Source organism: Nocardia sp. NPDC127606, assembly GCF_042671725.1.
In the GTDB taxonomy this organism is placed as follows: domain Bacteria; phylum Actinomycetota; class Actinomycetes; order Mycobacteriales; family Mycobacteriaceae; genus Nocardia.
In genome coordinates this window covers 212,466-235,172 of sequence record NZ_JBHXWQ010000009.1, presented here as the reverse complement: position 1 = coordinate 235,172, position 22,707 = coordinate 212,466, and the positions used below count along the sequence as shown (strand labels likewise).

Here is a 22,707-nt window from a genome sequence, read left to right as displayed (position 1 = left end):
CGGCGAAGATGATGCACGACCTGACGGACTACCGGTCGTGAACCGAAAATCCCATTGGGAGACATGGCCTAGGCGCGGCAACGCGCACTCAGTGTCGTGGGGACTGTGCAAACAGCGGTGTAACTCCGAATCAAGGTGACTGCACCCGAGCAGGGCGGCTAAGCCCGCCGAGGTTGTGACAGCGTTGATGTGGCCGTTGGTGGCGGCATTACGCAACCAGGTTTCGGCTTCGTCGAGGTCACCCATTCGATAGAGCAGCACGCCGAGGTTGGATATCGCTCTGGTTTCGTCGGTCGCGGTGAACTCCCAGATGACCTGTCGCCGTGGGGCGCGGTGATCGACTCCGCGCGGCAATTCAGTTGTGGTAGGCAGGATTTTGGTATTCATCCTTGTGGGATCTGACTTCGGGTCAGTTCGGGGTTGTTCCTCGGATATCTCGGGATGCTTATGTCCGCCTGTGCGATCGCCGCGGTTGGCCTACGTCGCCGGCGCTGTCGCCGGTCACATCCTGTTGCGACGCGGACACGGGTTGTTCGGGTTCTCCACTGTCGCCCGGACCTGACTTCGCGAACGTCGAGGTCGGCGGCTACCCGGCTGTATGAGCGGCTCGGATTTCAGCCGCGTCAATCACGTGTTTGCCGCTTCGCGCCAACTGTCTGACAGTCAGCAGCGACGCACACTCATCCCGCTGATCGTGCGGTCCCGAACGGCCGACGTGGCGCGCCTTGGTTGATCTACCGATTGGCGTGTCCTGAGTCCGAATGGCAATCGACTACCACGGCGTCATCAGTACCGATGCGGGCGAGCGGGCGCTGGAATTTCGAGTTGTCGTCAACCGGTCCCGGTGGGATCGCTGACGTGGCGGAGTTCTGCAGGCTTGCCGTCGGCGCCGAGCACCACGACCTCGTAGACAACACCGCGTTGGGGCAGCGGTCCGGGGATTTCGCCAGCGGGTGGACGAGGCAGGTAGTAGGTGGCGCGGCTTCCGAGCTCGTTGACCGCGTAGTTGCGCGTCCCTGCGAGTGGACCGTCCAACAGGAGACCTTCACAGAAGGGGATCTTGGGCGAGCGGGCGACGCGGTCCAGGTCGAAGCGGGCTTTGATCTCATCATCGGTCAGGTCCGGCTCGATGCGTTCGGTTCGGCCGTCATCGAGGAGGAGTAGGCGGCGACCCTCGTTATCTGGGGGAAGAGTACTCACTACCCCGATGCGATCAGCCACGCCGCATTCTCCCATGAGGCTTTGCTCTGAGGACGTCCCGTTACTCTCCTGCTGTGTGGCGCCGCGGTTCGACCGGCTTCGCGGCGTGCCCCAAAGGTCAACCGGCGCGATGATCTCGGCATCAGCGGCGTACTGAAATGCCGAGTTGCGTATGTTCGATCCTCGAGCAGACTGAGCATGTGTATAGCGACCGCCCATCCATAGCCGTAACGCGGGCGGTCGCGTACGTCGCCGCACAGTCTCAGGGGCGAGCGCTGGACTCCTCAATGCCGGTGACGGTGAACTTTCATCCCGATGGGCTGGTCGGGGACCAGCCCATCATCGAAGCGCTGGTCGATGATGGGTTCTACCGCTCGCAATTCGTTACAGGGACTAGCAACGGTGGCCTGACCGCGTATCCGGGTGGCGACCGCTGGCAGTGGGAGAGCCGGATGTTCGGCGGTGCATATGACCAAGCGCCGGTCGAACATCGCCCGGTCTACGTGCGCTGAACTTCCGGCACTTGCCGTTCGGTGCCGCGCCACGGTTCGGATCAGCACATTTACGATTGACCGCTACGGTGTTGGACCGCACGACATTCTGCTACCCCGACAGTCATCTGAACCCCTCGAATTTCGGCGTGGCATCAAGCATGAGTCTCATCGCACTGGCCGAGATGGACGATACCGACATGCTCGATACCTACATCGAGGCGCACATCCACGGTTCCGTCCGACTCGATCGGGATGTCGAGGCGATCGTGCTCGATCCCAGCCACCGTGGCCCCGGTATCGAGACCACCGCACGGCGGCTTCCGTGTGCTGTGGAGTGGCACAACGGATTTCACCTCAGCGTCGAGTCTCTGCTCCAGCATCCTGAGTATCGGGAGGTGCAATATGTGGACCTTGGCACTTCGATCGCGGTGAACGGCGTACTGGACGCCTCCGTGCTCGGTAAGGCGGCGCAGTCACGCGAATACGATGCTCAGTCACTGAAGAAGATTTGGCACTGTCTCGCCCGCTTCGGAGTGAACGGATCAGGAAGACGCAACGCACTGTAATGGCACCCCTTTAGGTCAAGACCCCGGGTTGTGGCTTGTCCGAAGGGTCGGTGTGCAGGTTGGAAACGGTCGCGCTGGAGTCAGTAGTCGTTCCCGATTGCCCTCCCGAGCCCGCCAATTCGCCACGTCGTTGATCTGCGAGCATTCGCGCGTAGACGATGTTGGAGAGTCTGCACTTGAGCGCGCGTAACGCCTCCATGGATGTCTTTCCGCCGGTCCTGCGGGTGTCGTAGTAGACCCGACCAGTGGTGTGATGGCGTAGTTGAACGACGGCCATGATGTGGAGAACCCGGTTGATTTTGCGGTTGCCGGCGCGGGAGAGTCGATGGCGTTGCTGTTCTCCCGAGGAGGCGTCCAAGGGCGCGGTGCCGTTCCAGGAGGCGAACCGGTCGCCGCGCTCGGCCCGACCACTGTCGCCTTCTCCGCGCGGCGTGAGCGGACGTTTCCCTCCGATGGCGTCCCGACACCAGATCAGTTGCACGCCACGTCTAATCGCCCCATGATTCCCCCGCCGAGTCGCCGTCACCGACCACATGCGCGACGAACCCGAACCGCATTACTCACCCATTCCGTCGCCGCCGCGTCTCACCGTAGTAGCCGGGTCCTATCCGGCCAGACCCCGGAGCAGACCCTCCAGATCGCGCTCGCCCGCGCGGGTCTGGGCACCGTTCGCCATTCCGCCGCGGATCAAACGCTCGGCCGCGGGACGAGCGAACGTACCCGCCCAGGCGAGGTGCTCACGCAGCAGACCCTCGCCGAGGTCCTCGGGAGCGACGGCACACTTGGCCGCCGCGATCACCCCCTCGGGCAGGGCCGCGATGTTGCGGGCGAGGCGGTCGACCAGGTCGTCGAGCTCGTCGGCGGGAACGGCTCGGTTGACCCAGCCGTAGCGCTGCGCGGTCTCGGCGTCGAACAGCTCGGCACCCAGCACCGCCTCCAGCGCGCGGTGCCGCCCGACTCGGGCGGCCAGGTACTGGGTGCCACCACCCCCAGGAACGATGCCCATGAGCGCTTCGATCTGACCGATCCCTGCGCGACCGATCGCCGCGAACGACATGTCCGCGGCCGCAACAAATTCCGCTCCGCCGCCACGCGCCATCCCGGCGAGTTTGACGATGGTCACCTGGGGTTGGTGCCGGAGCAATTCACCGAGGGCTTGGAAGATGTTGACGCCGTCCGGCAGGTCGGCCGCGAGTTCCGCGAAAGCGTCGGGTGTGTCGATCAGCGACATGTCGACGTGCGCGATGAAGAACTCCGGGTCGGCGCTGTCGAACACGATCACCCGAATCGAATCGTCGTCCCGGACTGCGGCCAGCAGGTTCCGCAGGTCGCTCATCAGGGCGACATTCAGCACGTTGACCGGCGGGTTGTCGAGCGTGACATACGCGATGCCTGCTGCACGGCGCACTCGCAGGGTCGTGTAGGTGTCATGGTTCATGGAGATCTCCGATTCGTACCCGATAGGCATCTAGGTTCCTGATGCATACTTACCCTGCGGCGACGGGAGACCGGCGTCAATAACGCACTTTCAGCATCGTAAGGATTGCGGAGGATACCGATATGACCAGCTCCGACCCCGGCATCGTCTTCCGATCCGACTGCCCGAGCCGCCCGATCCTCGATCAGATCGCCGACAAGTGGTCGATGATGGTGATGACAATTCTCGACGAGCCTCGCCGGTTCAACGAGATCAAGCGCCGCCTCGACGGTGTGACCCAGCGGGTCCTGACCCAGACCCTGCGGCGGCTGGAACGCAACGAGATGATCGTTCGCCGCGTGCTGGCGACGTCCCCGGTCGGGGTCGAGTACTCGCGCACTCCGCTCGGCGAATCCCTGCGGGAGCCCTTCGACCGGCTATATGCCTGGACGGTCGCCAATGCCGACGAAATCCAAGCGCGCCAAATGGATTACGACCGAAGGGAACCCGCGCCGAACCGGTGACAGGAAGTCATCCGAACCCCGAAAGAACTCGTGCGCGTTACGTTTTGGTCACGGTGGGTAGCGTCGATGTGGTCGAGCATCACCGGACGGCGAAGCCGCGGCTGACCGGCTCAGCCGAAGGGTTCCTCGCGGACGAACCGGGTCAGTGCCGCGGCGAACGTCTGTGCTTCGGACTTGTTCCGGGCAGCGAAAAGCTTCCGCAAACACTGGGCGGGCTTGACCGTCGCCACACAAGACTGCGCGGATGTGTGCTCGACCGAGCTGGGGCGCGCGATCGTGTCCAACGCAGCGACGCAGATCCTGTTACGCCAGGCGCCGCAGGCCATCGATGAGGTCGCTACGGCGTTCCACCTCTCCGACGGCGAGCAGCAGTTCCTGCTCTCGGCCGCACGCGGTTCGGGGCTGTTGGCGGTCGGTGGCACCGACCGCGCGGTGTTCGGGTCTCTGGCCTCGCATACCGAGAATGTGCTCATCACAACAGATCCCGGCGAACTGGCCGCCATCACCGGCGACAGCGACGCCGACATCGCTCTCGACGTCCCAGCGCCGCAGACCGCGCTGACCGAACCTGCCAGGGCCACAAGGAACTTCGGTGGTCTTGGTGACACTGACGTCGAGGAGAAGGAGGTGCTCGGCGAGGACACAGCCTGAGGCTGGATGCGGCAGTCGCCACGCCCACCTGGACCATCCCGGCATCAGAGTTTCAGCAGGCGAACGTCATCGACCTTGTTCACCCCTCCCAGATAGGAGCTACCTCGCATGAAGACCCCGAACGCACTAGATACTCACCCCAGCGGCAGGAGTGGGAACCGATTATCGCCAGTCGTTCGGTGGCGGATCGAGAACTGCTTGAGCGACAAGTTCCGCCAGTGCGACCTCCACCGGAACCAATCGGAGCTCTTCACCTGCCGATCTCGACACCACACGCGACACCACATTCGCCCTGCTCGCGTGAATCAGTTGATCGGTGCTCTCGTCAAATGCCAGTTCGATTTCGGACGGGAGGTGTGTAGACGTGGAGTACTTGGTACCGAAATGAATCAAGCCCCCGAATCTATAGCCCTGGGAAGTCTTCTCACAGATGTCAACCTCGTCGATAAGCCATCGGTATGCGTCCTCGAACGTGTGACGCTGGTCGATCTGCCCTGTCGGTCCGGACAAGCGCTTGCTGATCACGAAGCGCCCGTTCGGAGCCCAGCGCCCGTCGTCGAGCAAGAACCTACCCTGCCCCCACGCTATCGGTGGCGTACCAACCGATGGCCGAGATCGGTGCACCCGCATGGATCCGGTGAACTGTTGGGGGCTTGCGAAACCGAGTCGCATGTCTCCTTGGTTGGTCTGGCTGTGTGCAGTCCAGTAGTCGATCCGGTCGGTTGCCGAAACAAGGGAGGTGTCCACGTCGACTGTCTCGTAGCTGGTGTCCACACCAACCCTCCCGCAGGCAGATAGGGCAAAGGTTCTGTCTTGCAGGCGAAGTCGGCCCGACAAACTCATCATGTCCTGACCGAGGTCGTCGAATGGGGTAGTCGGAAGTGGACCGCGATCCTGGTATTGGTGTCCGCGTCGACGATGAACGTCGCTGACCCGACCGTCGCGCCGCGTACCAGCTCGGTGCTCATCACCGCGCTGGCGGTGAACCGTGTGGTGAAGCCTGCGCCTCGAAGAAGCGGCGCCGCGCCGCATCGGCTTCCGCCGCACCGCGGCGGCGTTGCCTACTCTGATCGGTTCATCCACTGCTGTGGGGGAGAACGCTTTGGACGACAGGCACTTCGTCGTTCCGGCAAAGGTGGTCAGCTTGCTCACCGCTGGGCAGCTTGCGTCGTGACCACAACCGTCGTCAACTGCGGACAACTCCGTTGACACGGTATAAGTCCGGTCACCGGACTCTGGTCAGCGATGCGCAGGGAGATCTTGGCGGCTGCGGTCAGCCGAGATGACGGGCAGACCTATCGGCATTCCTATCCTTGATCCGACCGGATTGCTTCCGGTTCTGTTGAAGGACAGATAAATTCAACACTTGGCGTCCCTCGGCCGGGTTGGATCTGCTGGTGTGGCAGGCATGGTCGGCTCGGTGCTGAGATGATGTGGCGATGACCGGTCTTGGGGAATCGCGGGGTGTTCGAATCGGGGTTGTCGAGGACCATGAGCTACTGATCGAGGGTCTACGTCAGGCCTTAGTCGCGGCGCCGGATCTGGATGTTGCCGCGGCGGGAGGGTCCGTGGATGCCCTACTGGCACTGAATGTGCCGGTCGACATGGCCATCCTGGACCTGTCGTTGGACGATGATTCGACACCGCGCGGCAACGTCGAACAACTTCACCGGGCAGGGATCGAGAAGGTCTTGGTTCTCACAACAGGCGACCGGCCGGACTTGGTGCGCGAAGCGGCACGCGCCGGGGTGCTGGGTGTGATCCGCAAGTCCGAGTCCGCGGAGGCAATTTGTGTGGCAGTGAGGTCTGCGGCCGCCGGCGAGCCGATCGGGACCATCGACTGGGCCACGGCCATCGACGCCGATCCGTCACGACCGCGACTGGCGCCGAGGGAAGAGGAGGCGCTGGCGCTGTATGCCGCCGGTGAGTCCGCCGCCGACGTCGCGGAGCTGATGGGCGTCAGCAAGAACACTGTCAACCTGTACTTGACGAGGATTCGGGCCAAGTACGCGGCGGCCGGGTCACCGGTGGTGTCTCGTTCGCAATTGCGTCGGACCGCGCAGCGCGATGGAATCGTTCCGCGACCATGGTGGCGCGCGAGGAAATGAACCGTGCCGCAGGGGGATCGGCCCACACGAGCTATGAGCAGGTACTGCGGTCGCTCGCCCGTCTGATCGCGGTTGCCTTCGGCGCCTACGCACTTTTGCTGGCATCACGCATCATCGTTGACTCGGCGTTCGTGGCCTGGTGGTGGACGATTGTGTCGGTCTTGGCCGTGCTGGTGGCGCCGGCGGTGTTGTTGTTCCAGTCGGCGCAGACCCGCTCGGTGGCGGCTTTGCGCAGGATCGCGATGGCGGTCCCTGCGATGTTTCTCGGTGTGGCGTTGTTGTGGCCGGTGGCCTGGAACGGAACGCCTTTGCCCGGATCGCTGTGGCTGTCATTTGTGCCCGGACTGGCCGCGATGTCGGCAGCCTTGGCATGGCAGTCGTGGTTTGTGGTCCTGTACCTACTTGTCGCTACCGGCGCGGTACAGCTTCTCAATCAAAACCGCGCTTCCGCTGCAAATTTCGCCTTCGGTTTGGAATTGCTCTACTCGTTCGGGTTCTCCCTGGTTTTCGTCGCGATGGTGCTGGAAGGGCTTCGGACCGCGCGGATGCTCGACCGGACGCGGACCGCCACCCTGCGTCAAGCCGAGGTGACCGCAGCGGCGGAAACCCGTGCGGCACAACGCCGTATCCACGACACTGTCATCCACGACTGGGCCATCGCGACGCTACTGGCCGCCGTCCAGCTGCCAGCAAGCGAACGGACACGCGGCGAGGCGCGGTCCACCTTGGCGAAAATGGAGGCGATGCCGCTGGTTTCGTCCGCGGCGCCCATCACCGACGGGGCGATGGTCGAGTCGCTTCGATCGGCAATCGCGGAGGTGGCGCCAGCCATCGAGGTCGAGGCGGTGACGACCGCCGAGCACAGCGAACTGGATGCTGACGCTGTGTATGCCGCAGTTACCGGCGCCGCGGAGGCGGTGCGCAACAGTGTGCGCCACAGCCATACGGGTGTTCGGTGTTCGGTTCATGCTGTCGTCGGAGCGTGCGAATTCCGGGTGACCGTTAGCGATGACGGACCAGGGTTCGACCCATCCGCGACACCCGCGGGCAGGTTCGGCATCCGGGGAACTATCCGACAGCTCGAACATATCGATGGTGGCACCGTCGCGGTGGAGTCGGCGCCGGGCGAAGGTACCCGAGTACAGCTGGCGTGGCGAAGGCCCGTTGCAGCAGACGGTCCAGACATTCGGCAGTTCCTCGGAATACGGACGAGGTCAGCGATTCTGCTCGCAGCAACGTATTTGGTCGGAATCGTCGCGCTCGCAGTGATGAGCACACATGGCGCGCTGGGGATTGCTGCCGTGACCGCGCTGCTGAGCTATTCCGCGATGGCTGCGTGGTTCGTGATGGCGCCGCACGATCCGGTGTCGCGGTGGGTGGGTCTCGGTGCGGCATTCGGTCCGGTGGGAACGGCTGTCGCTGTGTGGGGGTCAGCGGCGCTGCACTCGCCCGAGCAGCTGTGGCCTGCCTCGGCGACCGCTGCGATCTACGCGCTGCTGACCCTGCGTGGCCGCCCCGCGATGGCCTGGTGCGGGCAGATCGGAGTCGTGGCAGTCTGCACGGTCTGGGCCGCGAACGAAGGATTCGACGCGGCGCCGTTGGTGCTGAGCCGTCTCGCTGACTTCGCCCCTCTGGTAGGTGCCACCGCGTTCGCTCGGCTTGTTCGACCGCGGCTGCAGAACATCGTCGAACTGCGCGAGGAGTCCGTGCAGTTGGCGCGCCGCGAATCTGTCGCGCGCGCCGCCATCGCCGAACGCCGGCAACGGCGTCGCGCGTTCGATCTGATCGCCCGGCCGATCCTGACCGAAATCGCGCACAGTGACTCCTTGACCGACCGGGCGCGGCGGGCAAGTGTCCTGCTCGAAGCCCGGCTACGAGACGAGTTGCGTGGCGGGATCTTGTCGACACCTGTTCTCGCGCAAGCGATTCACCTCGCTCGTGAGCGCGGCGTGGAAGTCCTGCTCTACGACGACCACGGTGCCGACGATTGCCCAATCGACACTCGAACGGAACTGTTCGCTGCTGTCACCGCGGAACTCGCCGCCGCCGGGACCGGGCAGTTTATCGTCCGAATCGGGCCGCCCGGTCGCGACCTCCTGGCCACCGTCGTTGCTCGAACCCCGGAAGGAACGCGGCGACGTTCTATTGCCAGAACAGCATCCGTAACTAGGGCAGCCACTGGATCAGCGTAACGCTGTCGCCGGTGACGAAGAATCGCTCGATCTCGATCGGGCCGCCGCCTGCCGCCGGGATCACGAAAACCCTCGTAGTGCCATCACGGTGGGCACCGAACGCGATTCGGCTCTTGTCAGGACTCGCGACCGGTGTGCCGATGTCCTGGTCGCTCGCGCGGGGAGTCAGCGGTGTGTCGGCGCAATCGAGCATGTGCGCGCGTTGCGGAGGGGTTGTTGTGCATCGGTAGATCGGGTTGCCGCGTGGGGCCTCTGCCTTCTGCGAGATGAAGGTGTCACCGCTGAGCCAGTCATCGACCAGTTCGCCGCCGGAACCGATCGTGTCGCGCTCGGCGTAGAGGTGTTGTCCGCCTGAACGAGCGACGCTGACGGTCCCAGTTGGGGACACGTAGAGCTTCGGGTTGTCGCGAAGTATGCCTGTGGGGGTAAATGTTTCGGTGCGAACGAACTCGGCGTTCTTTGCTCCCGCTGGTACCCGCATGACCGCCTTGGCGACAAGGTCGAGGTAGTAGAAGGCACCAGTCGCGTCGAATGTCGGAGAAGTGTCCTGGGGCTTGTTCGCGAAGCTGTTGGTGCTGGCGTTGTGTGCGCTGATGTCGATGAAGGTGTTGGCGGCGTCGATCCAGCCCACATGGCTTTCGGTGCCAACGGTTTTCGTTGCGGCCATGCGCTGCAGGTCGGGTGAGAAGCCGTTTCGTGCGCGGATGGCCTTGTTCGTGTCGATCGACGGTGCGACGCCAGTCGGGTGCACGAACTCCCGCACCACTGTTGTCGAGCCGGTTGCCGGGTCGAGGGCGCGCAGCGTGGTGGAAGGTCGCGACGCGGAGTCGCCTTGTTTGGTGCGGAGATACAGAATTCCTGAAGGGCGAGCATTGCCTTCGTCGGATTTCGCGACCGTCGATGAAAGGTACGATGGCGGGCGGCTTGTGCTGTTGTTCGGCGGATTGTCGGTGCCGCCGCAGGCAGTGAGAATCGTGAGCGCTAGGGCCGAACCGAAGATTGCGGTGCGCGAAGGTGCCGACGGGGTCATGTTCAGGGTCCTCAGGGTCGCTGCTGGTTCACAATGTGGCCCCGGTTGCCGTGGGGAGGCGGATAGGACGCGGGGGCTGATCCGATGGTCGATCTGGCTACCATCGCGACGCTGGCCAGATCGATGAGGGCGGTGACCCACGCCAGTGCGCCGTAGGAGCCATAGACGAAACTGACCCCGGTGCTGAAGACCGCGACGACTGTCGCCGCGACGACGCCGCATTTCGTCGAAATCGACGAGGTGTATGCCGGCCTGGTCGCCGTCGAGGGACGCAGGACCGTCACAGTCAATGTCACCAGGGTCAGGAGCCAGGCGACGCTGAGGAAACCGTGTAGAACCAGCGCCGAGTTGCCCAGTGCGCCTCCACCGCCGAACCAGGCACCCAGCAGAAACGGCAAACCTGCCTGAATGATGGCCGTGACCGTCCCTACCGTGACAGCCGCGACCGCGACGAACTTGGCCCCTCCGCGGACTTTCGGACTGCGGACTTCGGCGGCCCGCACAGGCTGTCGGCGTCGTGCGGCGTCGCTGAGGTTTTCGGGTGTAGTAATCATGGCCGCCTTGTGTATGGCCACGATGTCGTGGCGATCAACCAATAGGAAGATTCTCGAATGCGCGGCCCACCTCCGGACAGATTCAGTTTCTAGTGTCAGGTGGCGCGGGCGCCTCGAGCGCGGCTGCCTCGAGCGTCCGGGTGACGCTAGAAATTGACTCTTTCACCGCCTGGTCGACGCGGCACATACTCGTCGAGTCCGAGCTCGGGTCTCCGGCTCATCGACTGAAAGAGGTTGTCATGATGGGTGTTTGGCAGTTCCTTCGAGATGTTGTCTGTCCTCGGTGCAATGGCTCGGGCGGGCACAGCGATCTGGGCAACTGGGTGAACTGCGGCGCGTGCAACGGCCAAGGATCGAAGTAGCCCAGTGGTGTTGGTGGCGAGTCCGAGCCATGCTCGGACTCGCCACCAATTCCGGAGTAACAGGCTGTCGGAACGTTCGCGTCACAGCCGCTGAACAGAAGGTGCTCGGATGAGCGAAGATTACGAATCCTCGACGGTCGATGCGGACGGCATCCGCGACCTGGCTGCCCGAACTGCCGCATCGATCGCGGGCATACATGCCGGCGATCGGACGCGCGGTTGGGTGCTGGGGATGGTCGTCGACGAAGGCGCTAGGGATACTCGAAATGGCGACTGGAGTTGGGAGGCCGGCTCGATCTATGTGCTGCGTGCCGACGGAACGTTGGTGTGCGCAGACTTTCGAGCGTCTGGTCCGGCGGTACCGTTGGTTGTCGATGTGGTGGCGTCGCTGGAGAATCCGCTGACACCTATGTTGGATTGGCACCTTTCCGCGATGGACCGGCCGAACTTCGCCGACTATGAGATTGTCGAACGCGATGCCTCCGGAGTCAGGTTCGAACTCGGCCGCAACTTCCAGGTGAGAGTTCAGCGGCGCGGAGATGCCCTGATCGAAGCCCTCATGCAGGTCTGCGGTGAACCTCGGTCGCTTGACAATGTCGAGTACCAGCGCAGATCCGCCGACGTGGCTCGACGCAAGCGATGGGATCGTCCCCTCAGCATTATCGGGCCGATGGTCCTCTTGCTTGTTCTGGCGATTCCGGTGTGGGCCCTCACCCCGGTGGTGGCGTACGTGATCGCGTTCGTGTTCCCCGGTGTTTACCCGACCTTCTTCTGGGCGGGCAGAAACCGTGAGGGCGACCTGTATCCACTGCTGGCGGTGCTGTTGCCAACCATGATCGTGTCTCTCGGCGTGCTCGGCCTTGTGTTCCCGTACCGGGATGGCGAGGAAGTGATTTCGCCCGCCGGGATTGCGGGATTCGCCGGTGGGTTTGTCCTACTTCTGTACCAAGCCTTCGCGCAAACTGGTGGCCAATTCAGCTGGTACTGGCCACCGATGTTCGCTGTGGTTGCTCACCTGGGACTGGGAATCGTGCGCAAGATCCGCGACACCTGAGTCTCGCCCGAATCAACGGTGGCGGTGCGGTATTCCCCGGCGTCGACGGTCATGCGAGCGTTGCCGCCGTGGCACCAGAACTTCCTCGGTTCTGCCAGTCTTTCACGGGCGCATCGAAACCACGCTTTCGGATACCTCAAACGACACGAAACCTGCGGTGGTGGAGGTAATATCTCCCGTCGCTACAAGAACGGCGACAACGCCCTCGGCCAACCAGTCCTGTTCCGCTACAGCGACTACGCGATCACCGTCCTCGCCTGGGCCGTCCTCACCATCGGCGACCACGGCGACACCGTCACGATGTCCTCGCTGATCAAGGTCGAACGAGTAAAGCAGCTCGGCGAGTACGGCCGCTCGATGAGTCCGCCTGACGATGGGTTGGTCAGGTGAGCGGGGCATGTCGTCGTCACCGGTCGGGCTGCACGCCCGCCTCTTCAGCAGGTCGGCGTATCGGCAATGCTCGCGAGTTTGTCGATGTGTTTCTGCATCGAGGGGATCCACTGCACGAGTGTCGTCAGGTCAGCGGTGGCGACGTGGACTTCCAGCCGTAGCGGATTCGTTGATCGGTCGGATGTCAGCGGCGGCAGGTCGGTGGGTACCACCGTGTGGGGTACTACCCAGAGTTGCCAGGTTGGCCATCGGCGCCGTAGCCCCTCATCGAGGAAATGGTCAAAGGCGCTGGCCCTGCTGAACTTCGGGGCACGCCATCCGTGTGGGTGTGCGACGATGACGATCGTGCCTGTGCTCTATGTAGTGGGCTGTGCCGCCCCGCCCGTGCTGTCGATCACCACATTGGTCTCTGGCGCGATCGAGCGCGGCTGGGACACCTGCCTGGTCCTGACCGAAACCGCGCACACATGGCTGGCCGACCAACTTCCGGACCTGGCCGAGTTGACCGGACACCCGATCCGGGTCCGCTACAAGCTGCCCGGTGAACCCGATGTACTGCCACCGGCCGAGGCGATGATCGTCGCGCCGGCAACCTCGAACACGATCAACAAATGGGCTGCCGGGATCAGTGACACGCTGCCGCTCGGGTTGATCACCGAAGCGATCGGGCTGGGGTTACCGTTGATCGCGTTGCCGCACCTCAACGCCGCCCAAGCCGAACATCCCGCCTTCGCTGTCAGCGTGGAGACTCTGCGCGGGGCGGGCGTGCAGGTGCTGCTCGGGACCGACGGACACACCCCGCACAGCCCCGGCACTGGCACAGGCGCTGGATTCGCGTGGGAGCGCGCGCTCGACCGGCTACCGCCTGTTGCGGCAAGACACCCGGTCAGCGAGTAGAGCCTCGACTCGAGGTAGACGTGGACAAGGTTCGCGCGAGGCCAACGCGAGATCAGCGAGAGCGTCGGTGATTTCGCGCTGGATGGGGTGGTCGGGGTTGACGCCGTGGGCGAGCAGAACAGCACGCAATTCAGGGGTCATACCTGGTTGGACGTACTCGGACGCCATCCCGCTCCCGGCATTTCGGACCGGTTTCGGCTTGTCCGCCGCGTCGTCGGGGTGTGCCGCTGCCCGGTTCGCCACGAACTCCCTGTCCCCGGTGTGGACAGGTTCGGCCTCGGATCGCGCGGCCGTTTTCACCGCGGCGACCGCGACGTACCTCCGGGGCGAGGTGCTCAGCTGTCGGTGGTGATGATCCAACCTGGCTGGTACGCAGGGAGTTTGGCTCGCAACATCTCGGGGTCGAACTCTTCCTTCCCCGTGCCCTTGGTCAGCATCTCGGCGTAGGCCGGATCGTCGGTGAAGAACGTCCATTTCGTGGTGGAGCCGTCCTGGGCGTGGTCGTAGACGAACAAGGCGCCGTAGAGGCCGTCGTCGGGATCGCCGAGTCGGCGAAGTTCGGCGCGGATCCGTTCTTCGATCAGGTTCGCGTTGAGGACGGCGTAGCCGATGATCGTCATACCCACAGTCATGGGCAGCAGGTTATGACGTCTATCGCTACTGCGACGGGTTCGTCATCGTCGATCAGCAATTTCTGGCAAACCCAACCTCAGCCGAGCAGCCTGTATAGCCGGACCAGCTCGGTCGCGGTCGTTTTGGCGTTGTCGCAGCCTCCACCGGTGGTGTTGACCCGAATCAACTCGATGTCGATGTCGGGTCCGGTGATCCGTTCCAGCTTGGATCGTCGTTGAGCATCGACGCCGAGGATCAGTTCGCAGCTGGCGGAATACTTGCCGGTCCCCGCCGCGTCGAGCCGAGCAAGACGGGTGTCGATGTGTGCGTGAGTCGATCCGGAACGTGGGGGGCGTGTCCCGAGGAGCGGGATCGATGCTGTGGCGATGTCGACCGCTTCAGGGCATAGGTCCGCGGGTGGCGCGAGCGGGGGCGGTGAATACCCGGATCGCGACGGTTTGCTGATCATCGAATCGGAGATGGGCGCTGCAGAACTCGCCACCGGAGTCGGCGACCCGGATCGTCGTCCCGCCGACCTCGACTGGTGTGCCGAATCCGGTCTGGCCGATCATTCCCATGTCGAATTCGACCTTGGCGATGCGTTTGGGACCGACTTCGCCACCGAAATCGGCTGTGCAGGAGTCGAACTCGCCGGCCGCGCCGATGTATGCAGGCCGCGTGATCTGCTCCAGAGCGGCCGGGTCGAGGAAGCCGCAGGAGTCGAGGGTGCGCAGGCTGTCGAGGTAGGCGAGCTTGGCCACGACCTTCGGATCGAGGGAGTCCGCAATCGGCGGTGCGGTGGCGGGCTGCGGCTCGCTCGAGGAGTGAGTTGTGCAGCCGAGCAGGCCGACCACCATCAGTATTGCCATCGCGGCTGCGCGGCCGGACCTCATCATTTTCCCCCTTGGATGTGTGCCGCTGCCCGCCGCGCGGATGGCACAGGATCAGTCTAGAGCTGATCTTGATTCTGGTTGCTCCGGACGACTTCGTGGGATCGGGCGCCAGTGGCGACCGTGTTCGGCCAGCGCGGTGGTGATCGCGGCAATGGTCAACTGCCCGACTTGCATCATGTTGGTCAGGTCCCAGGTCGCGAGGCGGCCAAGATTGCGGGGATCGGTTACGTGACTGATCGGGATGATCAGCACCGACGAGCCGAAGGTGATTGGCGAGATTCGCTTCAAACAGCTGCGCCAACCCTTCGACCGATGACGTCGCCAAATAGACTGCGCCCCATGCCATACGTGCTCAACTGCGATAGCAGGAGTTCCCGCCCGCTGTCTCGATTCTTGGAGTCCCTTCTCAGCACCAGCGTGCTGACAGTGCGGTTCGGTACAATCAGCTCACTCGAGGAGCTTGGCAACTTCGAGCGCGATGTCCCACAGCTTCTCGCCGAGATGCGGCCAGAGCCCCTGACTCTAACTTCGCAAATACGAAACTCGACACGTCTCGGAGAGTGGAGACCCGTGTCCAACGCAGGATACGAGGCGGTCACTCACCACTATGTTGGTGTCCGGTTGGACGGCGAGCACCGGCTCGTCCAGTACTGGCCTGACGCATCGCCGGACCTGCTCCCCGTTGATGCCGACGTGGTTGCCGCTTCGAAGGAGTGGGCGCAACTCGACAAGGTTGAGCGTCATGAGCTGCAGTTGGCCCGTGACACCTGGCACCTCGGGAGCCCGGATGAAGCCATGGCTGCCTGGGGCCTCTACACCTATGTCGAGCTGAGCGAAGAGGAAGAGGCAGCAGTCGCCAGGGGCGAACTCGATATCCGAGCGGTCTTCGACGCTCGGGTCACCTATGCCCGGTCCGTCGTGGAAGCCATCACGACCCAGACGAACCGATACTTCGATGTCGAACTCCCTCAGTTGCTCAAAGAGCGGATCGCATATAAACGCAGGCTCCTGACCAACCGAGCCGCGGTAAGCGCTACTCTGACCTTCGACGACGAGTGGACGTTAGCCGCACCAACTCTGGAATCTATCCCGACCACATCTGAGCAGCCGACGGCCGATGCTGTAGCCGGACCGGGGCCCGGTGAAGCCACCGTCGAGCATCGGGATCGACTCGACCCGAAGTCCTTCGCCGATGTGCAGCAAGTGATCCGGCTGTGGGCAAACGGGATCGAGCGTTACCCGGTGACCTTCTACCCCCTGGGCGAGGATCGCCTGAGCGATCATCTTGCAGTGACGCTCAACGCTTCCCTGGCGAACTCAAAACGAGAGGTCTACAGCCGCCGCGGCAAATCCGATATCTTCATTCAGGCGGACGTCCTCGCCGAGGGAAGCGGCCCGGAGAAGATCTTCATCTGCGAAGCCAAGATCGCCAGCGACGACACGGTCGTCACCGAAGCAGTCGATCCGCAGCTCTTCAGCTACCTCAATACCCACGACACGGCAGCAGTCTTGCTCCTCTACTTCAAGCAGAAGGAATTCGATGGCCCTCGTGAGCGACGCCTGGCCGCCCTGCGCCGCGTAGAAGGCTATGTGGACGAAGCTATCGGCCCGAGTGGATGGCCCGTCTTCGAATACCAGGTAGGCGAACGGCATGTCAGGCTGTGTATTGCGAGCGTCCACATCCCGCGTGTGAGCTGAACTGCTTTTTGGGGACTGCTGCACGATCTGGTGTCAGCGTCACCTGCCCGTGCAGCAGTCCCTCCGCCCCCACGCTACGCCGGAACGTAAGACCCACAAACGTTTTCACCCTCCACGCAGGGCGGCGAAGCCGTCCTGCGTCCTTTCCCGTGATCTCGAGCGCGGAATCGGTCATCGTCTGCTTCTTCTCCGCTTTCGCCAACGTCGCTATCAACCGAGCGATCTCGGCCTGCTCCGCGGTCAGGCGGCCGACCTCTCTCCGGGTGCTTGCCCTGTAATACATCGGCATCGCGTCGCTTACGCCATTCGGTGATCAGCGACGAGTACAGACCCTGCTTTCGTAGATACGCCGCCTCCGCCGAGCTGACCGGTCGCGGCTTCGTAGGCGGCCAGATGCGTCAGTTTCTCGGCCGATGTGAACGCGCCGGCGCCTGCTTGCAGCGGGGTCGTTGCTACCCATCTCAACATTCTCGCCATGCACCCGACAGGCCGTCGTGCTGGTGGTGGTCATCGTGATCGTCGATCCATCTCTTGCCCTGCAAGGCTGGTTGCTGTGAACCACCGGCTTCAACTCAGGCTTACACGAAGGGCAACCGGCACGACCGACGCCACCGGAACGGAGGTCGTCTGAACCTCGCCGATGCACAGGATTTGACAGTATCTTCGACCGACCCCTTCACCGGGCACCGATACTTCGGCGGCCCCACCAGAAAAGAGCCCGCTTCACAGTATTACGCGACACCCCCAGTCGGACAACAGAGTGGCTGATCAAGTGTGCACGCGCTTCCGTCCTGGATACGTCAGTCGAACTCGTCGGGATCCGAGTCGTACATTTCAAGAAGCGCGCTCGGGGTGGTGGTCGAGACAGTGAGGACATACGGGGTGATGGATAGCCCCGTATTTCGCCTTATTTCGGCGGCCTGCGCTTGCAGCGTCGCCAAAAGTTGCGGGGCCGACCCGTGAGCTTTTGTCTTGTTTCGAGAGACATTGTCTTTGGCCGTGGTCCATTGATCGAGGGGATACCATGCAACCAGATAGACGCCCGAGCTCGAATTTGTCATTCGAAGGTACGGGAGTAGCTGACCTTGCTGTGCGGTGAGAACGTCTTTGTGCCAGATTCCTTTTATCTCGATGGGGACCGTCATCGTGGCGGCAATCTCGGACGACTGATGCGAGATGGCACCGACCAGTATGTCGGGGCGTAGTCCCGAGTCACCTGGGCCAGTAGGTTGGACGACGACTTCTCTGTTGACCACGACTGGCCGGTCGGCGAGTCGTAGTTTAAGTTCGTGTGTGATGTAGACGCCGAACGACCCTTCTGGTTTCGGTCGGAACAAACTGATCCGTTCACCATTTTCATCCCGATCCCGTTCGCGGTCCCATAGCAGGAAGCCGTGGGTGTGAATGTCTTTTTCGATGTCGATGAGGATTTCGGTCACAACGGCTGCGAGTTGCGCTGAGGAGCCGATGATGCGACGGCGGTGATCAGCCAGTAAGTCTTGAATGTTCGAAGTCGACAGGTTGACAGTCGCCTTTCTCTGCACCATCGCTCTCGCGTTGACGAGCGCGGCATGTAGTTCGAGCGAGTTCGGGTCACTTTCGAGCAGGTCGCGAAGCCCGTAGACGACGGCCGCTGTGCCGCGTCGCGTTGCTTCGGCGAGGACCGCTCTGCGCATACTGTGCACTTCCTGAACCGGAGTCACCTCCGAGAAACCGAGGTGGTGAACCTCGGTGGTCGGTGAATGAACTCGCGCAAGCCACCGATAGCAGGAAACGATGTCCGAGTCGCAGAGGTCTCGCATCAGGGCGTCCGCAACCTGGTGCTCAGTACATGCGTAGGCGAGGTCGCGCGCAAAATCAGCCGACTCTACGATGGCGGCGTGAACGAGCGACCATTGACGCTGCGTATCCGTGGCCAGAAGCAACGCGGCTGACGTAATCGCGATCTCCTCCGCACGCCCAGTGTCGGATTCTCGCGCATCCGAGAAAACACTGCGTACATGTTGAACAGCTCGTTCATCGTGCAACTTCAACGACGGTCGTAGCAGCACTGACCAAATGCTCAGTACGGCAGAGAGATCACCGGCTTGCCCCACCACGCCGCCATCACCCTCGGAGTTTGGTCCTGCGGCGAACGAGTCAGAGTGTTCTTCACTCGGGCAGACCCAGTCCAAAAGTGAACATGCAAGGGTGACCATGTGAGAGTGTACCTGGCGGGGAAGTAGAGGCACGGTCTGCACGAAGAGCCAAGGCGAGGTCGCATTGGTCAGGTTTGTTCGCACCCATTCGTTGACGCATTCGGCTACGGAACTCAACGCGTGCTGGGTCACGAAGCCGACGAGTTCGGTGTACAGATCGGGGTTCTGGTCACTGAGTCCTGGACGGCCGGCCAAGATGGCGGCTGTCCACGACGCCCACACCGTCGGGGGCACTGAGCGCAGGCCGGCCGTTCCTTCGGTGCGGTAGAGGAACGCGAGGCCTATCACACCGGCCTCAGCACGCCGATCGGTCTTTTCCAATCCCAACCATGTCTCGCGGTGGTCGTGTGCCGACTGGAGGTACGAGATCGTCGCGGTTCGAAAGCACGAGGAGAACTCCGCCGCCGCCCAGATGGACACGCCGGGGCTACTGGATACATCCAAGGATCGTGCATCCTCGAATCGTCCGGTGGACGGATTGACCCACAATCGGTACACCAGCGTCCAGAACGCATCGCAATCCCCACTGGCCGCTGCCACGAGTCGCTGACGCTGGACGGAAACGAACTCCTCGGCCCCGTCCCAGGAGAACCTTGCAGCTGTCTGTCTACGCATTGTCCTGGCGTAGTCGTCATCGATCGGCATCCCGTCGAAAACCCATCGAAAGTGTTCGCGCTCCGGCGAGTCCGGTCGATTCTCCAGTTGGGCGAAGGTGTCCGGGTTGTACGGATCGGCAATGATCGAGACAATCAGGGCATACGCCTGCACCAACACAGGATCGACAGACTCCCGGAAAGTATCGATCTGAGACAGGCACCACGCGGAATCGCTGTCATCGAGTAGACGTTGACGCTCACGCCGTTCGGCTTCGACGGGTGTTCGAATTGGACTCTGCGCGAAGACCTGCTCTTGGCACCACTCCGACACCACAAGGTGTGCGCAGTAACGGTCGAACGGTAGCTCGGCGGCCGTGAGGAGAAGCACCAACTCGTGCGCCAGTCTCCGACGCAGGTCGGCGGTTGCGGACAGCTCTACTCCGTTCCGGTCAACGAGTTCCAGCCGAGCGGGCATAGGAATCCTGAACGATGCACGCATCAGCGGAGCGATCATCTCGGCGACCGCCTCAAGCAGCTCATACACTCTGCCCGAGGCGAACACTCGATCGAGGACGGGTGCGATGAACTCCCGGAGTCCCCACTCATCTTCGGCGGAGATACCGAGCAGCGGAACCCTCCGGACAGGATCAGGATCAGTGCTGTCGAGGGCCTGTGGTCCGTCCGGGGCGGCGACAAATGCTCGAACTGCAGTGTTGGCGTGAACGATAAATCGGTCGAGATCTACGTCACGCACCTCGCGGGCAAACCGCTCGGCTTCGCCGCGGTAGACACCGATGCCCATGGGTTGACGACGCACTCGGATGTGCAGGACAGCCTCGTCGAAGCTGAGGTGCTCAGGCCACAACAACGACAACAAAGTGCCCACCAGTTCACTGTCGCCCGAGAGATCATCGAACTCGTCGTCGTCTGAGAGCGCGTGTGCAGATAACTGCGTAACTACCAAGTGCCGAAGCAGTCCTCGTAAACGGCGAACAGCGCCGTCGGGCGAGCAATTCATTGCCGCGCGCGCTGCGCGTTGGCGCACCGAGACCGGCCACCCTGGCGACTCGACCAAGCGGAGCAGTGCAGACATCGCACCTTCGACGCGCGAGTCAAGGGCAATCCGCACGGCCACCCGGACACGAGCCAGGTCAGCCCACTCGTACTCAGTGTCTTCCGCTGCAGACCCGAGAGTGTCCGACAGCCGCGCCGCGAGAGCCGGATGGTTCAGATCCCAACGTGCTCGCGGCCACTCGGCACCGCCAGCCAGTTCAATTCGCTCAGCTCGATTCAGCAGTCCATCCACCAACACTGACCTGATCTCGGAGTCAGGAATCCACATCGAATATCCGGCCAAGGACTGAGGGTCGGCCGCCGCGAGCCATTCGGCTTGCCGAGGTGCCAGGCCTGATATCCAGGCTGCGGTCTCACGCAGATGTTCAGGGATCTGAGCCGTCGGCTCATCGGGAGCACTGACCAAGAACACACCGGAAAGTTGCCGCTCTAGGGCTGGGGACCCGAGTGATCGGAACCGCGCGATGAGGTATTTGGCGGCAAGGAACGCAGCGACAGAAGAATGAGTGAACTCCGTGCTCTCAGACCCGGGTGCGAACATATTGGTTGCCAGCGTTTCACGGACTTTGACCGGTGTGACGTCGAATTCTCCGAGCCCTGCGGCCTCACGCCCAGAAGCGAGTCGGCCAGGAGTGATCTCTTCGCTGTTCGCCCACGCACTACTGCCGAGTCGGAGTGTCCGCCGTCCCGACAGCAGCAGATACGCAGCAATCCGCGACGCGATGGCCATCCGCTCCTCGAGGCTAGACTCCGACAATTCGATTCCGGTCTCGTGAGGGAAGCTGAGGAGACGACGTGCGTTCCGGTCGAAGATGCTCAGCGCAGGGCCGCCTCCTTCGGTACCAGCCCGCCAGTCGCTGACCAACATTCGCAGCGTCAGCGGAGAAGTGACCAGCGCGCCCGCGCCGCTCCGACACATCGCTTCGAGGAAGACATCAGGATCCGAGACATCCTGCGCAGCAACCGCAACTGCTTGATCCCTGGTCAACGGAGCAAGTTCCGCGACAGTACACGAACCGAACGATCGCTCAAGGATCACGGTCAACGACTTCGGATACTCCGCGGCACGACATGCGATGAGCACATTGAGACTACGAGTGTCCTTGCCCTCAAGCGCCGCCCCGAAGTGCCGGACGAATTGGTCCAGGTCGGGATGCTCATCGAGCTGATCGATCACCAAAGTGAGAGGTCCGGGCACGACTTGATTGTCGGTGGCCGCTACTTCAGCCAGATCGGGCAACGCCGAAACATACTGTCCCACCTCAGAAGCAAATGCTTCGCTGTCGATGAGCCCCGGCGCTGATGCCCAAACGGTGCCGGGGAACCCGGGGTGGTCTGGAGACGTGCCGCGGTCCTCGACCATGTGCCGCAAGGTGGTGGTCTTGCCGATGCCCGGACCTCCCAACACAACGAGCGCTCGCCCCTGGGTAGCTTCGCCAGGGCTAAGCAACTCCAGATGGGCTCGGGACCGCCCCAAATCCAAGAATCCGTTGACATCCAGGACGAATGCCGCATCCCGATCGGGCTGCCCAGAGAGCACACGCACCCAACGGCCAGAACGAAAGCTCAACTCAACCCCTGATTCTCAGTGCGAACTCACACCGTCCAGATGCGCAGGTTCGACAGCTCCAGCTGGCGAGTCTTCACCAGACCGCCATTCTCTACACACTTCGCCCCCAGTCGAGCCGACACTCAGGCCCCATTCGACCTCGCCGATCGCCAGGTCCCGTGGACAACGGTACTCACTGAGCGCGGCGCGCTGCACCGGTGTATTCGGTTTGTCGTCGCGGACCTGGCCATCACCCTCCACGCCCCGCACAAATTCTTGGATTCCAGCAGTCGCCGCAACGGCTGGACTTCGAAGCGTTCATTGAAGCAGCCAGCCGCTCGGCTGGTGTGCCCCAGCCGAGAGATCGTCTGGAACACCCGGATCGAGCTGGCGAACGCAATCTTCGACTACCTCAAGGTCTTCCACAACCGGCAGCGGCGTCACAACAGCCTTGGCATGCTGACCCGATAGAGTACGAGAACACAACCATCGTGGCATGAAGTCCAGCAACGCGACTCCGAGGAACCGGGGGAAGATCAAGGCGAGCACCAAACTCTGGGTGATTCACCGCAACGTGATCCCTGGGCAGGCGGGCCTGAGCCCTCACGCAATCCGCGGGCAATCCCGGGCGATGTGCCTGCCGCTTGA

18 protein-coding genes and 2 pseudogenes are annotated in these 22,707 nt (G+C 62.8%); 10 read left to right on the top strand and 10 right to left on the bottom strand.

What is annotated here, in order from left to right; all coding sequences use genetic code 11:
* Nucleotides 1-831 precede the first annotated feature (831 nt).
* Nucleotides 832-1,200 (bottom strand): hypothetical protein, encoded by a 369-nt coding sequence (locus ACFVJ5_RS30735; RefSeq protein WP_379225503.1) that lies wholly within the window; start codon nt 1,198-1,200, stop codon nt 832-834.
* Between the two features lie 158 nt (nt 1,201-1,358).
* On the opposite strand from ACFVJ5_RS30735, the pseudogene ACFVJ5_RS30730 reads away from it, so the two are divergent.
* A pseudogene (locus ACFVJ5_RS30730) lies at nt 1,359-2,260 on the top strand (DUF3626 domain-containing protein).
* A gap of 10 nt (nt 2,261-2,270) precedes the next feature.
* Here ACFVJ5_RS30730 and ACFVJ5_RS30725 read toward each other — a convergent pair.
* Together ACFVJ5_RS30725 and ACFVJ5_RS30720 are read right to left on the bottom strand one after the other, a co-directional pair.
* Nucleotides 2,271-2,741 carry a transposase gene (locus tag ACFVJ5_RS30725; RefSeq protein WP_379225501.1) on the bottom strand — a complete coding sequence of 157 codons (471 nt, stop codon included), beginning with the start codon at nt 2,739-2,741 and terminating at the stop codon, nt 2,271-2,273.
* A gap of 123 nt (nt 2,742-2,864) precedes the next feature.
* Nucleotides 2,865-3,728, bottom strand: a complete 864-nt coding sequence (locus ACFVJ5_RS30720) for an enoyl-CoA hydratase/isomerase family protein (protein ID WP_379225499.1) — start codon at nt 3,726-3,728, stop codon at nt 2,865-2,867.
* A 92-nt stretch (nt 3,729-3,820) separates the two neighbouring features.
* On the opposite strand from ACFVJ5_RS30720, the gene ACFVJ5_RS30715 reads away from it, so the two are divergent.
* Together ACFVJ5_RS30715 and ACFVJ5_RS30710 are read left to right on the top strand one after the other, a co-directional pair.
* Nucleotides 3,821-4,201: a winged helix-turn-helix transcriptional regulator gene (locus ACFVJ5_RS30715; protein ID WP_379225497.1), complete on the top strand. Its 381-nt coding sequence runs from the start codon at nt 3,821-3,823 to the stop codon at nt 4,199-4,201.
* A 216-nt stretch (nt 4,202-4,417) separates the two neighbouring features.
* On the top strand, nt 4,418-4,852 hold the full coding sequence (locus ACFVJ5_RS30710) for a hypothetical protein (RefSeq protein ID WP_379225495.1): 435 nt from the start codon (nt 4,418-4,420) through the stop codon (nt 4,850-4,852).
* Between the two features lie 162 nt (nt 4,853-5,014).
* Here ACFVJ5_RS30710 and ACFVJ5_RS30705 read toward each other — a convergent pair whose 3' ends face one another.
* Nucleotides 5,015-6,004 (bottom strand): hypothetical protein, encoded by a 990-nt coding sequence (locus ACFVJ5_RS30705; RefSeq protein ID WP_379225493.1) that lies wholly within the window; start codon nt 6,002-6,004, stop codon nt 5,015-5,017.
* Between the two features lie 287 nt (nt 6,005-6,291).
* Between ACFVJ5_RS30705 and ACFVJ5_RS30700 the strand changes: the two genes are divergently transcribed.
* Nucleotides 6,292-6,960, top strand: a complete 669-nt coding sequence (locus ACFVJ5_RS30700; RefSeq protein WP_379225491.1) for a LuxR C-terminal-related transcriptional regulator — start codon at nt 6,292-6,294, stop codon at nt 6,958-6,960.
* A complete protein-coding gene (locus tag ACFVJ5_RS30695; RefSeq protein ID WP_379225489.1) occupies nt 6,957-9,152 on the top strand; it encodes a sensor histidine kinase in 2,196 nt (731 codons plus the stop codon). Before ACFVJ5_RS30700 ends, ACFVJ5_RS30695 begins: the two co-directional genes overlap by 4 nt.
* On the opposite strand, the gene ACFVJ5_RS30690 is transcribed toward ACFVJ5_RS30695, so the two are convergent.
* Together ACFVJ5_RS30690 and ACFVJ5_RS30685 are read right to left on the bottom strand one after the other, a co-directional pair.
* A complete protein-coding gene (locus ACFVJ5_RS30690) occupies nt 9,127-10,182 on the bottom strand; it encodes a hypothetical protein (RefSeq protein ID WP_379225488.1) in 1,056 nt (351 codons plus the stop codon). The genes ACFVJ5_RS30695 and ACFVJ5_RS30690 overlap by 26 nt on opposite strands.
* An 11-nt stretch (nt 10,183-10,193) precedes the next feature.
* Nucleotides 10,194-10,736 (bottom strand): hypothetical protein, encoded by a 543-nt coding sequence (locus tag ACFVJ5_RS30685; RefSeq protein WP_379225486.1) that lies wholly within the window; start codon nt 10,734-10,736, stop codon nt 10,194-10,196.
* A gap of 471 nt (nt 10,737-11,207) precedes the next feature.
* Here ACFVJ5_RS30685 and ACFVJ5_RS30680 point away from each other — a divergent pair, with 471 nt between their 5' ends.
* From ACFVJ5_RS30680 to ACFVJ5_RS30670, 3 genes are all read left to right on the top strand, one after another.
* Nucleotides 11,208-12,152: a hypothetical protein gene (locus tag ACFVJ5_RS30680; RefSeq protein ID WP_379225484.1), complete on the top strand. Its 945-nt coding sequence runs from the start codon at nt 11,208-11,210 to the stop codon at nt 12,150-12,152.
* A 24-nt stretch (nt 12,153-12,176) separates the two neighbouring features.
* Nucleotides 12,177-12,542 carry a hypothetical protein gene (locus ACFVJ5_RS30675; protein ID WP_379225482.1) on the top strand — a complete coding sequence of 122 codons (366 nt, stop codon included), beginning with the start codon at nt 12,177-12,179 and terminating at the stop codon, nt 12,540-12,542.
* Nucleotides 12,543-12,878: 336 nt separating this feature from the next.
* On the top strand, nt 12,879-13,439 hold the full coding sequence (locus tag ACFVJ5_RS30670) for a flavoprotein (protein WP_379225480.1): 561 nt from the start codon (nt 12,879-12,881) through the stop codon (nt 13,437-13,439).
* Between the two features lie 335 nt (nt 13,440-13,774).
* On the opposite strand, the gene ACFVJ5_RS30665 is transcribed toward ACFVJ5_RS30670, so the two are convergent.
* From ACFVJ5_RS30665 to ACFVJ5_RS30655, 3 genes are all read right to left on the bottom strand, one after another.
* Nucleotides 13,775-14,071: a hypothetical protein gene (locus tag ACFVJ5_RS30665; RefSeq protein WP_379225478.1), complete on the bottom strand. Its 297-nt coding sequence runs from the start codon at nt 14,069-14,071 to the stop codon at nt 13,775-13,777.
* Nucleotides 14,072-14,449: 378 nt separating this feature from the next.
* The gene (locus ACFVJ5_RS30660) at nt 14,450-14,920 is read right to left on the bottom strand and encodes a hypothetical protein (RefSeq protein WP_379225476.1); all 471 of its coding nucleotides are present in this window, start codon (nt 14,918-14,920) and stop codon (nt 14,450-14,452) included.
* A 75-nt stretch (nt 14,921-14,995) separates the two neighbouring features.
* A complete protein-coding gene (locus ACFVJ5_RS30655) occupies nt 14,996-15,232 on the bottom strand; it encodes a hypothetical protein (protein WP_379225474.1) in 237 nt (78 codons plus the stop codon).
* Between the two features lie 282 nt (nt 15,233-15,514).
* On the opposite strand from ACFVJ5_RS30655, the gene ACFVJ5_RS30650 reads away from it, so the two are divergent.
* Nucleotides 15,515-16,642 (top strand): hypothetical protein, encoded by a 1,128-nt coding sequence (locus ACFVJ5_RS30650; protein ID WP_379225473.1) that lies wholly within the window; start codon nt 15,515-15,517, stop codon nt 16,640-16,642.
* Nucleotides 16,643-17,442: 800 nt separating this feature from the next.
* Here ACFVJ5_RS30650 and ACFVJ5_RS30645 read toward each other — a convergent pair.
* Nucleotides 17,443-21,873 (bottom strand): hypothetical protein, encoded by a 4,431-nt coding sequence (locus tag ACFVJ5_RS30645; protein ID WP_379225471.1) that lies wholly within the window; start codon nt 21,871-21,873, stop codon nt 17,443-17,445.
* 555 nt (nt 21,874-22,428) lie between these two features.
* Here ACFVJ5_RS30645 and ACFVJ5_RS30640 point away from each other — a divergent pair.
* A pseudogene (locus ACFVJ5_RS30640) lies at nt 22,429-22,530 on the top strand (IS3 family transposase); the annotation flags it as partial.
* Nucleotides 22,531-22,707 lie beyond the last annotated feature (177 nt).